This is a genomic window from Sorangium sp. So ce726 (assembly GCF_051521405.1).
In the GTDB taxonomy this organism is placed as follows: domain Bacteria; phylum Myxococcota_A; class Polyangia; order Polyangiales; family Polyangiaceae; genus Sorangium.
Window position 1 is genome coordinate 8043212 of the sequence record NZ_CP150349.1, and the last position, 15160, is coordinate 8058371.

A 15160-nucleotide genomic window follows, 5' to 3' on the forward strand; every position below is an offset into this window, starting at 1 on the left:
TAAAGCCATCTCTGACGCACGGAGCGTCAGTGGCGAGCCGCCCGTGACATACGGAGCAACGGTGCATGATTCGGCTCGTCTGCCGGCAGCCGGGGTCGCATTCGACACCGGCTTACGCATACTGTAATGCGCGGGCTCAGCAGTTGTCATTGAGGAAGTAAGCGGCTGTCGCATATCCCATGAAGAACCCTGGCCAGAACGATGAGCCGTTCCCCGCCGCGCCGCCGGACGACGCCCCCGCGGCGGGCGAGCCGCCGGTCGTCACGTCGCGGACATGGAAACAACACACGCCCGACACGCGCGATCGCGAGGGCGCCGGTCCGGGCGCCCCGCGCGCCCCGGCGCTGCGGGCAGGCGAGTACCTCCTCGACGGCGTCATCGCCGAGGGTGGGTTCGGCGTCGTCCACCGCGCGGTGCACGCGACGAGCAGGGCGCCGGCGGCGGTCAAGATCATGCACGCCGACCTGATCTCGCGCGCCGACGTGGTGCTCCGCTTCCAGCGCGAGGTGGACGCGATCGGGCGGATCCGGCACCCGAACGTCGTGGAGATCCTCGACGTCGGGCGGCTCGACGACGGGCGGCCCTACTACGCGATGGAGCTCCTTCAGGGCAGGAGCCTCGAACAGCACCTGTTCGCGCGCGGCCGGCTCTCGGCGGACGAGGCGCTCGCGATCCTCGATCCGCTCTGCAGCGCGCTCGCCGCGGTCCACGCGCTCGGGATCATCCACCGCGACGTGAAGCCCTCGAACGTGATCCTGTGCGAGCACGGCGGGGAGCTCAGGGTCGTGCTGCTCGACTTCGGCATCGCGAAGCTGCTCGACGCGACGGATCTCTCGCTCACGTCGTCACGGCACGTCGTGGGGACCCCGGCGTTCATGTCGCCCGAGCAGCTCCTCAACCGGCCTGTCGACATGCGGACCGACGTCTACGCGCTCGGCGCGCTGCTCTACACGATGATCGCGGGATCCATGCCGTTCCTGGCGACCACGTACCCGGTGCTGCGCCACCTGCACCTGCACCAGGCGCCGCCCCGCCCGAGCCTGCACGCGCCGGTCGACCCGGCGTTCGACGATATCGTCGTGCGGGCCATGAGCAAGGATCCCGCCGGCCGCCACCCGGACGTCACCGCGTTCCTGGGCGACGTGCGGGCCGCGACGGCGCGAATTGCGCGGACCGGCGCGGTGGAGGCGGGGCACATCCGGCGCCTCGCCATCGGGCTGCTCGTCGAGGTCCTCGCCGAGAGCCGCGCGCTCGAGGCCCCCACCGACGCCTTCCTGGCCGATTTCGAGGCCGTGGTCCCGGACGCCGTGGCCGCGCTCGCGCCCTCGGGGTTCTCGCCGCTCGCGATCACGAGCACCAGCGCGCTGCTCGCGGCGCCCCTTCGGCGCGACGAGCGCGGCACCGAGGAGGCGCGCCAGCGCGCGATCGCGGCCGCCATCGCGCTGCACACGCGGCTCGCCGGGCCGGGCCAGCGCGATCCCAGGATCAGCGTCCGCTTCTGCCTCCACGCCGGCGACGCGGTGCTCACCGAGGACGGCGCCCTGGTGGGCGGGAACCTCCTCGAGCTCTCCTCGTGCCTCCCGGAGACGGCGGAGCCGGGCGTGTACGCGTCGCCAGCGATGCTCGATGGCGTCGCCTTCTTGTCCCACCGGGTCTCGGGGGCCGCCGGCGCCACGATCCCGATGCGCCGCGTGTTCGTGCGGCCGCCGGGCCGCGCCGCGTAGCGCCCCGGCGCTCGCGGGGCCGCGAGCGCCAGGCGCAGGGCGGGTCAGCGGGCAGGCTTGACGAACTTCAGGGTCATGCGGTCGCTCTCGCCGATCGCGGCGTAGCGCGCGCGGTCCTTGTCGCCGAGCCGGAAGTTCGGCGGCAGGGTCCAGACCCCTTCCGGGTAGTCTTTCGTGTCCTTCGGGTTCGCGTTGACCTCGGACTTGCCGCCGAGCTTGAAGCCCGCCGACTCGACCTTCTGGATCACCCACGCTTCCGGGAGATATCCCTGCTTCGCGCTCTCATCGGGGTTGGCGTCGGGCTTCGCCCGGTGCGCCACGACACCGAAGACGCCGCCCGGCTTGAGCGCCTTGAACGCCTCGGCGACGTAGGCGTCGAACTTGCCGCTCCGGTGCCAGTTGTGCGCCTCCCGAATGGCGATGACGAGGTCGGCCTTGCCCTCGATCCCGAGCTTCGGGCTGTCGCGGTCGATCACGACGACATCGACCTTGCCGAACAGCTCGGGTGACTTCTCGATCATGCGCTTCACACGCTTGCCATAGAGCGTGTTGCGCGAGTCCGCGGGGCCGTTCGGATCGAACGACGTGATGATGAGCTTGCCCTTCTTCGCGAGCACCGGCGCGAGCAGCTCGGTGTACCAGCCCTCGCCGGCCCCGAGCTCGATGACCGTGCTCGTCTGCTTGAGGCCGAAGAACTCCAGGTTCTCGACCGGGTGCCGGGCGGCGTCGCGCTCGGCGTTGCCCGGGGTGCGGTACTTCCCTTTGAGCGCCGCCCGCAGCGCGGCGCCCGCGCTCGGGTAATTGGCCGCGGCGAGCGCCTTGACCTCGGCCTTGAGCGCGTCGTCGAACCGCGCCGCCTCCTTGTCGGCCTTGGCCTCCATGGCCTTCGTGTCCTCGGCGAGCTTGGCGAGCTCCGCCTGCTTCTTCTCGGCTTCCGGGTCCGCCTTGGGCGGCGTCGCGGCCTCGGGCTGCGCGGCCGGCGCGGCGGCCGGCGGCGCCTGCGTGGGGGCCGGCGGCGGGGGCGGCGGGGCGCTCTCGACGGGCGGCGGGCTCCCCGCGCAGGCGGACAGCGCGCCAGCGAGGACGAACAGCAAGGTCCTTGAAGTGATATGCATGCGCGGTTGCGTAGACCGGAGGGAGGACGGCCGCAAGACGTGGCAAGACGCGGCAAGGCGAGGCAAAACGAGGCCAAACGAGGCCAAACGAGGCAAAACGAGGCCAAACGAGGCCAAACGAGGCAGACACCGCGAAACCACAGGGAAAACCGGCGAGGTTCCGCGTTGACCGAGCGGCGGGACCAGGGTAGCGTACGCGGTCCCGGGGGGTGCTCGCACACTCACGCAGGTGGCCGATGCCGCTCAAGGTCCATAACACGCTCACGAGGAAGAAGGAGCCTTTCGTCTCCGCCCGGCCGAAGGTCGTGCGCATCTACACGTGCGGTCTCACGGTCTACGCCCCGATGCACATCGGCCATGCGCGCACCTACTGCTTCTGGGACGTCTTCCGCCGCTACCTCGAGTACCGCGGCTATCACGTGCTGAGCATCATCAACTACACGGACATCGACGATCGCATCATGCAGCGCGCGAGCGAGCGCGAGGGCGCCGTCGACGTCGCCGAGCGGAACATCGCGGCGTTCCGGCGCGACTGCCGCAAGCTCCACATCAAGGACTACGCCGTCTACACGCGCGCCACCGACTTCGTCGACGAGCAGGTCGACATGGCAAAGCGCCTGATCGAGAAGGGCCACGCCTACACGGTGAACGGCGAGGTCTTCTACGAGGTCGGCACGTGGGCGTCCTACGGTGAGCTCTCGGGGCGCAAGGTCGACGAGCAGGAGGTCGGGGCGAGCGGCCGCGTCGAGGAGGACTTCGCTCGGAAGAGGCACCCGGCGGACTTCAGCCTCTGGAAGCCGACCGGCGAGGGCCAGCCGAGCTGGCGCACCGGCGTGGACGGGTGGCCGACCGGGCGCCCCGGCTGGCACATCGAGTGCTCGGCGATGAGCACGGCGCTCCTGGGCGACCATTTCGACGTCCACGGGGGCGGCATCGACAACATGTTCCCTCATCACGAGAACGAGATCGCGCAGAGCGAGCCGCTCTGCGGGCGGCCCTGGGTGCGCTACTGGCTGCACCCGGAGCACCTCGATCTCAAGGACGTGAAGATGTCGAAGAGCCTCGGGAACGTCATCTCCGTCGAGGAGCTCCTGTCGAGGCACGGGCACGACGAGGCGCGGTGGTTCTTCGTGACGCAGCATTACCGTTGCAAGCTCCCGTTCGGCTGGGAGCTGCTCCAGCAATCCGCTCAGGGCTATGCGCGCATCAAGAAGCTCGCGACGGTCCTCGCCGAAAAGCTGCGCGGAACGACAGAGGCTCCGCTCGCCCCGGGCGCGTACGCGTCGCAGCGACCCGAGGAAGAGCGGTTCCCGAGGATGCGCCACCACTACGTTCACGGCCAGTTCGGGGAGCTCACCGAGCGGTTCATCGCGCGCTTCATCGAGGCGATGGACGACGATCTGAACACGCCGAACGCTGTGGCTGCATTTTTCGATTACGTGAGCGCGCTCTATTCGGCAGGGATCGAGCGGTGTGAGGATCGCCCGTCGATGCTCGCGGTCTACCGGGCCATCGTGCGTCACCTCGCGGTGTTCGGGGTGGAGATCGCCGAGCCGGCGCTCTATCCGGAGCTCGTTCCGGACTACGCGCTTGCCCCGGCCGAGGGCGCGGCCGGGCGCGGGGGTGACGCCGCGATCGATCGGCTGATCGCGATGCGCCAGGCGGCTCGGAAGGCGAAGGACTTCGCCAAGGCGGACGCCATCCGCAACCTGCTGGCCGAAGCAGGTGTCGTTCTCGAAGATACCCCCAGCGGGCCCCGCTGGTCCTTCTCCTGAGGAGCTCTCCCGCTTCGGATACGGGCCCATTTCGACGTTTTCGGTGCTCGGCGTACCTGAGTACGCCTCCGCGCCGAAAACGCCGATCTGGGCCCGTCTCCTGTGCGGGAGAGCTCCGCTAACGGGTGTATCAGAGCTCGGAGAAAGAGCGGAGAGGATCGCGCGGCGGAAACTTGCCGGGGGTGGGGAGCCGCGCGGCGGAGGGCGCGAGCCGGAGACGGCTTCGCGCCGGGATTCGGCAACGGACACCGCCGCGGCGGCAAAGGGCGGCGCGCCGTCACAACACGGGATGTCTGCGGCCCGCCTCATAGGCCACGGCTCGCTTCCTTATAGGCCGCGGCTCGCCTCCTTATAGAGAGATGTCGGCATAGCGCGATGGTGGGATAGCGCGACGGCGGCGCGGCGCGATGCATTGAGATGGCGGCGCGATGCGTGGAGGTGGCGGCGCGGCGCGGCATATAGAAGCGGCGCAATGGATGACCGCGAGACGGCGGAGCTGCGGTCAGGACGAAGTGCGACGGACGTGCGGCTGCGAGAAGGAACCTTGTTGTCCCTCGTCGCCGCGCGCAGCTGCGCACCCTTCGGACGCGTCGGAAGCGTGCTTGTTGGATCTCGAGCCCCCGCCTGGGGTCGCAAAATGGGTGTGCCAGATGTGCCAGTGTCGGAGTCCGCCGACATGCCCAGGCACGCTGGGATCGACGCGACAAGGCGAAAATCTCGATCTGGGACCGGGCATATCAATTGCCAATCGGGTGCTCCGCACCAGCGCCCAAACCCGAACAGCCCGGTCGGGTCAGACAGACGCCTGTTCGCGTCGGCGGCCGCAGCTCGAGCTGCGGCCGGACGGCGCTCGTGCAGTCAACTCTTACCCAACGAGAACGCACATGCGGAACCTCTCCTTCGGCTTCGCCCATCCTTTCACAATCAAAACCAGCTCGGCCGCGGTCCTCGCCCTGCTCGCCTCGGGCGCCGCGTGCGGAAGCTATGACGTCGATGAAGGTTCACTCAACGATGCAGAACTAGCTCTCGAAGCGACGGCCAGCGGGCCGGGCGCCGTCGGCGGCTCCGTGTCCGGCGTCGGCACCAGCGTCGGCGTCGGCACCGGCGTCGGCGCGACCGGGACCGGCGGCTTCGGCAGCAGCTCGGTCGCCACCTCCACCACCGGCGTCGGCGCCGGCGGCAGCGGCACCGGCGGCTTCAGCAGCAGCGTGGTCGCCAGCTCCACCGGCGTCGGCACCGGCGGCTTCGGCAGCAGCACGGCCACGACCACCGGCGTCGGCGGCGGCGTCGGCGTCGGCGGCGGCGATCCCGGCGACCCGCCCCCGGTGGGGCCGCCGGCCGTCGGCTTCTGGCAGCTCGACGACTGCAACGCCGCGACCACGGCGCTGTTCGACTCGTCGGGCAACGGCAACACGGCCACCCGCTCGGCCAGCGCGGCGTGCGCTCAAGGGGTCAGTGGTCTCGGCATCGCCTTCAACAAGGACAACGACAAGATCCTGGTCGATGACGATGCCAGCTTCACGTTCGGACAGAACCTCGCGGTCGCCGCGTGGGTCAAGCCGACCGCGGTGTCGGGGTCGACGCCGCGGACCATCGTGCAGGAGAAGGGCGGCGGAGAGACGAGCTTCTCGCTCGACATCCGGAACAGCCAGGCGCGGTTCACCGTGACCTTGACCAGCGGGCGGACGGTCACCTCCCGCGCCCCCATCCAGGCCGACGTGTGGACCCACGTCGCGGGGACCTACGACGGCAGGTTCGTGCGGCTCTTCGTGAACGGCGAGCAGGTCGGCCAGATCAGCGCGGCGGGCACGCTCCACGACATCGACGCGCCCATCCGTATCGGCAACAACGTGCAGAAGGAGCGCTTCACGGGCGTGCTCGACGAGGTCTGGCTCTCGGCCTCACCGACGACCGCCTTCGAGATCGCCGAGCTCTCCTGCCTCAGGCGCCCCACGACGGTCGTCGTCACGCCGGAGAGCAGCGGCCCGGTCGCCCCGAACACGCCTGCGACGTACCAGGTCGACGTCACCAACAACGATGTCGGTTCGTGCACCCCCGGCGACTACCTCCTCGATATCTTCAGCCCGTCGGCGGGTATCGACGTCTTCGGGGATCCCACGTTCATCCCCGGCGTCCTGCCCGGGAGCACGGCGACGTTCCCCGTCACCGTCACCGGTACCGAGGACGCGGAGCCCGGCGCCCACGAGATCCCCTTCTCCGTGATCAACTTCAACTCGCCCGAGTTCATCGTCGCCTCGGGGGCCCTCAACTTCGAGCTGACGGAGCCGACGGGGTGCTTCGTCCGGACGAGCCGAGAGATCTTCGTGAAGCACCTCAGCGTGGTCGAGGATCCCCTCCGCACGACGTTCAATGGGCCGCCGGGCGACCCCCGCACGGGCGCATGGACGTTCGCGCGCCTGATGGAGGACATGGCGCCGACGCCCGCCGACGCCCCGGCGATGGTCGAGGAGCTCTTCAGCACCTGGCTGACCGATCAGGAGGTGAACGGCTTCACCGTGCCGGCGCGCACGGCGATTCAACAGGTCGTGTTCGACGAGTGGCCGAGGAGCCCTGACGGGTCGCTCGACCTGCAGCAGGCGCCGCTCTTGCTGCTCGGCATCGTCAACAGGATCGACGTGCGCAACCTCGCCGAAGGCAACGCCGGCGAAGGGAGGTTCGTGTTCGGCGTCGTCAGCCAGGGCTTCTCGCAGCAGTTCACCGTGATCCTGGAGTACAAGCTCCCCGCGTCGACCGAGGCCGACGTGCTCGACTGGGCGAACGACTGGCACGCCCTCGGCAGCCTGCCCTTCCCGTCCGAGGAGTACAACGCGGCGCTCCAGGACATCACCACGCGGTTCGCAGGCCGGAACGCCGCGCCTGGCAAGCCGAACGGGAGCTCGCTCGGGCAGCTCCGCACGAACGAGATCGCGCTCGCGGGGCCGTGGGAGCTGCGCGAGTTCGTCCTCTCGCCCGAGACGGGCTTCCTGCGACCGGAGACCGTCAAGCTGACGCCGGATCTCGGCTTCGACGGCTCGCCCACGCTCGCTGACTTCGTGAACCAGAACGAGGCCTCGATCATCGCGGAGCAGCACACGGTGCCGGACACGTTCCAGGGGAATCCGTTCCTCGGCGGCTCGTCGTTCAACAACCTCACGGCCTGGACCGCTCCTGGCATCCTCAACAACGAGGCACGGCACAAGTTCTCGCTCAACACCTGCAATGGGTGCCACGGCGCGCAGGAGACGGGGACGGGGTTCCTGCACGTGAACCCGAGGTCGCTCGGAAACGAGGCGTCGCTGTCGGGCTTCATGACCGGGACCATCGTCCCTGATCCGGTGACCGGCGAGCCGCGCACCTTGAACGATCTGAGGCGCCGGAATCAGGATCTGACGGCGCTGGTCTGCGAGCCTGCCCCGACCTTCGCGGCGCTCAGGGCCGCGCCGAGCGGCGGCGCGCCGACCAGCGCGGCCGCGAGCCGCTCGGCGTTCATCCGCCGCGGCATCGGGCGCGTGCACTGATCCGGAAGCGCCCCGGCGCGAGGGGCGGCGGGCGCGGCAGGTGAGCCGCGCCCGCCCGGCCTCCCGGGCAGGCTCCGAGGAGGACGCGCCGTCGCTTCAGCCGTCGAGGCCCGCGCAGGAGAGCCGCGTCCCGGCCGGGAGCTCCAGCCCAAAGCGCTCTCTCAAGACGTCGAGGAGCGCGTCGTCACGCACCACGACGAGCTCGACGCCATCTTCCCGCCAACGACCCAGCTCGCGGTTGCGCAGCGTCACCCGGCCCTCCGGCGACGGGAGCGCCGCGATGAGGTTGTTCACAAACAGCGAGTTCGCGTGCGTGGACGTGTAATGGTTCGCCACCTCGTAGTCGATCGGGAGGTGCTCCTCGAGCGTGAACGCATAGATGTCCTGCCACGCCTCGCCCGCCCTGGAGGCGAGCACCCATGACGAGCCCTCGCGGCGCAAGCCGATCACGTCGAGCACCCGCGCGTGCCCCTCGCCCTCGACGAGCGGGAGCGGCTTTAGGAGCCCCGGACCGCCGAAGCCGACGTCCGCGATGAACGGCCCCTCGGGGAGCTCGACAAGCGACAGCATGTGAGATCGAGGGCCCGTGTCGTTGCGCTGGAATCGCACCCGCGCGATGAGCGTCGTGAGCTTGAATCCGAGCCGGCGCAGCACCGCGGCGAACAGCGTGTTGTGCTCGAAGCAATAGCCGCCACGGCGCGCCCTGACGAGCTTCGCCTGGACGCTGGCCAGGTCGAGGCGGATCGGTCGGCCGAGCAGGACATCGAGGTTCTCGAAAGGGATGGAGTAGACGTGCGCCGCGTGAAGCGCGTCGAGGACCTCCCGCGTGGCGGCGAGCGCGCCGCGGTAGCGGATGCGGGCGAGGTAGGCGTCGAGATCGAGCGGAGCGCTGTCCTGTGTGGAAGGTTGCATTAGATCGGTGCAGCCAGGATACGCGGCCCCTCGCTTGACCGTCAACACACCGGTCAGCACATTGACGACGGTGGAGCAGAACCATCGAACCCATGCAGGCTGCGCTGGTCCGCTCCGTGGCTTCGCCGCGGAGAGCGCTCGATGGCTCTCTGCGCAAGGTAGGTCCGTGGAGCGCCGGGATGATCATCACACCGCGCGGCGGCGGACTGGGCAACACGCCCGGCGCAGCCTGGTCGCCGCCGGTCGAACGACATGCCCGCGCCCGACCGCTATACCGTGACGGAGATCCTCCGCGAGGGGACCAGGTTCGTCGTCCATCGCGGCCTCCGGAACGAGGACGGTTGTCCGGTCCTGCTCAAGATCCCGCGGGCAGAGCCCCTCGACGGCCGGGACGCCGCGCGGCTGCGCCACGAGCTCACGATCGGGCGGAGGCTCAGCGGCCGGTCCGCGATCAGGCCCTATGAGCTCACCACCTACCGGAGCCGGCCGGCGCTCGTCCTGGAAGACTTCCGTGGTCGCTCGCTCGATCGGGAGCTCGGGGCGCCGATGGATCTCGGACGTTTCTTGGCGATCGCCTCCGGCATCTCGACGGCCCTCGCGGACATCCACGCAAAGGGGGTCGTCCACAAGGACATCAAGCCGCAGAACATCCTCGTCGATTCCATGTCTGGAGAGGTGAAGATCGCGGACTTCGATCTTGCCTCCCTCCTCCCCGAGGAGCACGGCGGCGCGCGGAGCCCGAGCGTCATCGAGGGGACCCTGGCCTACATGGCGCCCGAGCAGACAGGGCGTACGAGCCGGGCGGTCGATCTCCGTACCGACCTCTACTCGCTGGGCGTCACGCTCTACGAGATGCTCACGGGCGTCCTGCCCTTCTCGGCCGGCGATGCCCTGGAGTGGGTCCACCGTCACGCCGCCGTGCTGCCCCGGCCTCCGTCGGAGCTCGTCCCGGGTCTCCCTTCGCCCGTGTCCGATCTCGTCATGAAGCTCCTCGCCAAGGCTCCCGAGGATCGGTATCAGAGCGCGCGCGGCCTCACGCGCGATCTCGAGCGATGCCTCGAGGGGCTCACGACGCGCGCGCGCATCGACCCATTCCCGCTCGGAGAGCACGATTTCTCTGGGCTCTTCCAGATCCCGAAGACGCTCTACGGCCGCGAGCGCGAGCTCGGCGCGCTCCTCGCCGCCTTCGAGCGCGTGGCGTCGCGCGGAGCCCCCGAGTTTCTCCTCATCTCCGGCAACGCCGGGGTCGGCAAGACCTCGCTGGTGCAGGAGCTCTGCCGGAAGGCCGTCCGGGAGCGAGGCGTCTTCGCGGCGGGCAAATTCGACCAGCAGCACCAGCACGTCCCCTACGCCACGCTCGTCCAGGCGCTCCGCGATCTCGTGCTCGAGCTCCTGGGCGGGAGCGAGCCCGTCCTCGGTGAGTGGCGGAGGCGGCTCTCCGCGGCCCTCGGCAAGAACGCGCAGCTCATCATCGATGTCCTCCCCGACGTGGAGCTCATCCTCGGCGAGCAGCCGCCCGTCCCCGAGCTCCCGCTGACCGAGACGCAGAGCCGGTTCGCGATGGTGTTCCGGCACTTCGTCGGCGCCTTCTGCCGCGAGGAGCGCCCGCTCTGCCTCTTCCTCGACGACCTCCAGTGGGCAGACCCGGAGAGCCTCGCGCTCGTCGAGCAGCTCGTCTCCCACCCCGAGACGCGGCACCTGCTCACCATCGGCGCCTACCGCGATAACGAGGTGAGCCCGCTCCACGCGCTGGCGCGCATGCTCGAGCGGGCGCGGAGCGCCGGCGCGGAGCTCGTCGAGATCGAGCTCTCCCGGCTGTCCGCGGGCGACGTGCAGCGGCTCGTCGCCGATGCGGTCCATACGAGCGGAGAGGACGTCGCCCCGCTCGCGCGCCTCGTCCACGAGAAGACCGCCGGCAACCCGTTCTTCGCCACCCAGTTCTTGACCATGCTCCATAAGGAGGGCCTGCTCGAGGTCGATCTGCGCGCCGGCGCCTTCAGGTGGGATATCGACGCGATACGCGACAAGGGCCTCGCCGACAACGTGGTCGATCTCTTGATCACGAAGATCAAGCGCCTCTCCCCTTCTGCCCAGATGGCGCTCACGCTCGCCGCCTGCGTCGGGAATACCGTCGATGCAAGCACCCTCGCCGTCATCCGCGATCGGTCCAAGGAGGCCATTCATGAGGACCACGAGGAGCTCGTGCGCGAGGGGCTGGTCCTCAGGTCCGGCGACACCTACCGGTTCCTCCACGACCGTGTCCAGCAGGCGGCTCACGCGCTCATCCCGGAGGCGGAGCGAGCGGCGGTGCACCTCCGCATCGGCCGGCTGCTCTCCGCCCACGCGCCCCCCGACGCGGCCGAGGCGCGCGTCTTCGAGATCGCCGGCCACCTCAACCTGGGCGCTGCCCTGGTGACCGACCGGCAAGAGAAGGACCGGATCGCAAGGCTCAACCTGATGGCGGGCCGGCGAGCCAAGGCCTCTACAGCCTACGCAGCCGCGGCCAGCTACCTCGCGGCGGGCGTGGCGCTGCTCGGGGACGACGTCTGGGAGGAGGAGCACGCGCTCGCGTTCGACCTCCACTGCGAGAGCGCGCGCTGCGCCTTCCTGAGCGGCGACTTCGCCGCCTCCGAGCGGCTCGTCGACGTGCTCCTCCAGCGCGCCCGGAGCCGGATCGAGCTCTCGGAGGTCCACGGCATCGAGATCGTCCTCCACACGACCCGGACCGATTTCGAGCGAGCGGCACAGAGCGCCCTCTCCTGCGTGCGCCGCTTCGGCGTCGACATCCCCCTCCACCCGGCGCGCGACGCGGTGGTGCGCGCGGCGCGCGAGGCCTGGGACGAGGTCTGCGACCGCCGCATCGAGGAGCTCGTCAGCCTGCCGCGCATGGTCGATCCGGACATGCTGGCCGTGATGACCACCCTGTCGACGGCGCTCCCGGCAGCCTATTATACGGATCCGAACCTCTACAGCCTCATCGCGTGCCACATGGTCCGGCTCAGCCTCCGCACGGGCAACTCGGAGGCTTCTCCGCCTGGATACGTCGCGTTCGGCGGGACCATCGGCCGCGTCCTCGGCCTTTACCGGGAGAGCTACCGGTTCGGGGAGCTCGCCCGCGCGCTGCTCGAGACCTGCGGCCGGGCCGGGAGCCGGGCGCAGATCCTCAACATGATCGGCGTCTTCATCGACCCGTGGATTCGCCCCTTGCGGGACGTTGTCGACCTCTGCCACAAGGCCTTCGACGAGGCCGTCGAGACCGGCGCGCTGATCTACGCGTCGTACTGCTCCTTCCAGATCGTGATGCTGCGCCTCGCGTCGGGCGATCCGCTGGCGGACGTCGCCGCCGAGGCCGAGCAGCGCATGGACTTCACGCGCCGGGCTCGGTACGACATCGCCCACGACGCCGTGGCGGTCATGCACCGGTTCGCGCAGCGTCTGCGCGGGTACGAAGAGGGCTGGGCGTGCGGGGACGCCGAGAACGTCGAGGAGCCGCCGCGCGGGGCGGCGGCGCGGTTCACGCGCTTCCTCGAGCGCCTCTTCGGCGCCCAGGCAGCGCTCCTGTTCGGTCGCTATGGCGAGGCCGTGGCCGCGGCGCGCGCGGCGGGCGAGCTGCTAGACACCGTGACAGACCAGTTCCACGTCACCACCCATGGCTATATCGCCGCGCTCGCGCTCTCGTGCCATGCCCGCTACCTGCCAGAGGAGCAACGGAGCGAGCTCCTCCCCACCCTGAGGGCGCACGAGGCGGATCTCCGCCGCTGGGCAGAGGTCCAGCCCGCAAACCAGGCGGACCGCCACGCGCTCGTATCGGCCGAGATCGCGCGCATCGCGGGCGACGAGCTCTCCGCGATGCGCCTCTACGAGCAGGCCATCCGGGCAGCGCGCGCGAACGGCTTCGTCCATGGAGAGGCGCTGAGCCAGGAGCTCGCAGCGGCGTTCTACCGCGATCGTGGCTTCGACCTGATCGCCGACACCTACCTCCGCGCGGCCCGCTGCAGCTACGCCCGCTGGGGCGCCGACGGCAAGGTGAAGCAGCTCGATCAGCGCTTTCCGCGCCTCGCGGCGCGCCCGCTCGCCGCGACGAGCACGGTCACCATGCCGGCCGAGGAGCTCGACAGGCTGGCCGTCGTGAGGGCGTCTCAGAGCCTCTCCGGCGAGATCCTGATGCCCCGCCTCGAAGAGGCGCTGCTCAGGGTCGTCCTTGCGCACGCGGGCGCGCAGAAGGGCTACCTGCTGGAGGCCGGCCGCGGCGCAGCGTCGATCCGGGCGAAGGCGAGGATCGAGGGAGGAAAGCCTTTCGTGGAGGTGCTCGCCGGGGAGACGCGCACGCCCGCGTCCTCCGCCGTACTGCCGCTGTCGGTCGTCAACTACGTCGTCCGTACGGGCGAGCCGGTCATCCTCGACGACGCGGCGGAGACACGGTTCTCGGCGGACGAGTACGTCGCGCGGGTCAGGCCGAGATCCGTGATGTGCATGCCGATCGCGCGGCGCTCGGGGCACCACGCGATCCTCTACCTGGAGAACGCCCTGATGCGAGGCGCGTTCACCCAGGACACGCTCGCGGTGCTCGATCTGCTCGCGTCGCAGGCCGCCATCTCGCTCGAGAACGCGTCGCTCTACGCGGCGCTGAAGAAGAGCGAGGCGCTGCTCCAGAGCATCGTCGACAGCTCGCCGGCCGCCATCTACGTCAAGGATCTGGAAGGCCGACTGCTCCTGATCAACCGGCGGTACGAGCAGCTCGTTCGCCTGCCGAGAGCGCGGATACTCGGCAAGAAAGATCACGAGATCTTCGCGCCGGAGGCGGCGGACGCGTTCGCGGCGTATGACCGCAAGGTGATCGAGGCGGACAGCCCGGTGGACCTGGAGGAGGTCGTCCTCGTGGACGACGAGCCACGCACGTACCTGTCGCTCAAGTTCACCCTGCACGACGCCGCCGGAGCGGTCTATGCGATCTGCGGCATCTCGACCGACATCACCGAGCGCAAGCGGGCGGAGATGGCCGAGCGCTTCCTGGCGGAGGCGAGCAGGCGGCTCGCGGCCGATCTCGGCTACGAGGCGACGCTGGACGCGATCGCGGGGGTCGCGGTGCCCGAGCTCGCCGAGGGCGCCGCGCTCTACGTGCTCGACGACGCGGGCGCGCTCCAGCAGGCGGCCGTCGCGGCGGACTCCCCGGCCAAGGCCGCGCGCCTGCGCGAGCTCGCCGCGCCCGCCAGTGACCCCGCGGCGTACATGAACGCGCCGCTCGTGACGCGCGGCCGCTGTCTCGGCGTGCTCTCGCTGATGCGGACCGGAGCGACGCCGCGTTATACCGGGGCCGACACGCCGCTCGTCGAGGAGCTCGCGCGCAGGGCCGCGATGGCGCTCGACAGCGCGCGCCTTTACCGCGAGGCGCAGCAGGCCGTCCAGATCCGCGAGGAGTTCCTCGCCGTCGCGTCCCACGAGCTCCGCACGCCGCTCACGCCGCTCAGGCTGAAGCTCGGGATGATGCAGAAGAAGCTCGCGACCGAGGTCGTGAACCCCTCGCTCGAGCGCATGGTCGCGGTGAGCCTGGGGCAGGTCGAGCGGATCGAGCGGCTCATCGAGGGCCTCCTCGACGTGAACCAGATTGCACGCCATGAGCTCGACCTCGATCTCGCGGAGGTCGACCTCTCCGCCCTGACCCGCGACGTGGTGAGCGAGTTCCGCGAGCCCTTGTCGCGGGCGGGCTGCCGGCTCGAGATCACGGCGGGGCGCCCGGTGCTCGGCCGCTTCGATCGGCTCCGCGTCGCGCAGGTCCTGAGGAGCCTGCTCAACAACGCGATCAAGTTCGGCAGGGGCGGGGCCATCGAGGTGACCGTCGCCGAGCGCGGCGACACGGCGCGGGTCGTCGTGCGCGATCATGGCCCCGGCATCGCGCCGGAGGACATGGAGCGCATCTTCAAGCGGTTCGAGCGGGCGGTCTCGTCGAGGTCCTACGGCGGGCTCGGGCTCGGGCTCTACATCGCGAACGAGATCGTCCGGGCGCACGGCGGCACGATCCACGTGTCGAGCGAGAAGGGCAAGGGCGCCTGCTTCACCGTGGATCTGCCCCGCCGGCTCGCGGGGTGATCGGCTGGAGCAGGGGTGTCGAACGAGAG

6 protein-coding genes are annotated in these 15160 nt (G+C 70.0%); 4 read left to right on the forward strand and 2 right to left on the reverse strand.

The annotated features are described in order from the left end of the window. Positions 1-179: 179 nt before the first annotated feature. Positions 180-1724, forward strand: coding sequence for a serine/threonine-protein kinase (locus WME79_RS29820; RefSeq protein WP_437521736.1), 1545 nt, complete (start codon positions 180-182; stop codon positions 1722-1724). Positions 1725-1768: 44 nt separating this feature from the next. Here WME79_RS29820 and WME79_RS29825 read toward each other — a convergent pair whose 3' ends face one another. Continuing rightward, positions 1769-2839 carry a class I SAM-dependent methyltransferase gene (locus WME79_RS29825; RefSeq protein WP_437521738.1) on the reverse strand — a complete coding sequence of 357 codons (1071 nt, stop codon included), beginning with the start codon at positions 2837-2839 and terminating at the stop codon, positions 1769-1771. 236 nt (positions 2840-3075) lie between these two features. Between WME79_RS29825 and cysS the strand changes: the two genes are divergently transcribed. Both cysS and WME79_RS29835 read left to right on the forward strand, forming a co-directional pair. Continuing rightward, complete coding sequence (gene cysS, locus WME79_RS29830) at positions 3076-4614, forward strand: cysteine--tRNA ligase (protein ID WP_437521740.1); 1539 nt, start codon at positions 3076-3078, stop codon at positions 4612-4614. A gap of 884 nt (positions 4615-5498) precedes the next feature. Continuing rightward, on the forward strand, positions 5499-8132 hold the full coding sequence (locus WME79_RS29835) for a LamG-like jellyroll fold domain-containing protein (RefSeq protein WP_437521742.1): 2634 nt from the start codon (positions 5499-5501) through the stop codon (positions 8130-8132). A gap of 96 nt (positions 8133-8228) precedes the next feature. On the opposite strand, the gene WME79_RS29840 is transcribed toward WME79_RS29835, so the two are convergent. Continuing rightward, positions 8229-9044, reverse strand: a complete 816-nt coding sequence (locus WME79_RS29840; RefSeq protein ID WP_437521744.1) for an arylamine N-acetyltransferase family protein — start codon at positions 9042-9044, stop codon at positions 8229-8231. 252 nt (positions 9045-9296) lie between these two features. Here WME79_RS29840 and WME79_RS29845 point away from each other — a divergent pair, with 252 nt between their 5' ends. Continuing rightward, positions 9297-15131 (forward strand): AAA family ATPase, encoded by a 5835-nt coding sequence (locus WME79_RS29845; protein ID WP_437521746.1) that lies wholly within the window; start codon positions 9297-9299, stop codon positions 15129-15131. Positions 15132-15160: the final 29 nt, after the last annotated feature.

What these genes read in the sequence shown, in the direction of transcription:
- WME79_RS29825 (WP_437521738.1), bottom strand. Translation starts at nt 2,839, where the DNA reads ATGCATATCACTTCAAGGACCTTGCTGTTCGTCCTCGCTGGCGCGCTG.
- cysS (WP_437521740.1), top strand. Translation starts at nt 3,076, where the DNA reads ATGCCGCTCAAGGTCCATAACACGCTCACGAGGAAGAAGGAGCCTTTC.
- WME79_RS29835 (WP_437521742.1), top strand. Translation starts at nt 5,499, where the DNA reads ATGCGGAACCTCTCCTTCGGCTTCGCCCATCCTTTCACAATCAAAACC.
- WME79_RS29820 (WP_437521736.1), top strand. Translation starts at nt 180, where the DNA reads ATGAAGAACCCTGGCCAGAACGATGAGCCGTTCCCCGCCGCGCCGCCG.
- WME79_RS29845 (WP_437521746.1), top strand. Translation starts at nt 9,297, where the DNA reads ATGCCCGCGCCCGACCGCTATACCGTGACGGAGATCCTCCGCGAGGGG.
- WME79_RS29840 (WP_437521744.1), bottom strand. Translation starts at nt 9,044, where the DNA reads ATGCAACCTTCCACACAGGACAGCGCTCCGCTCGATCTCGACGCCTAC.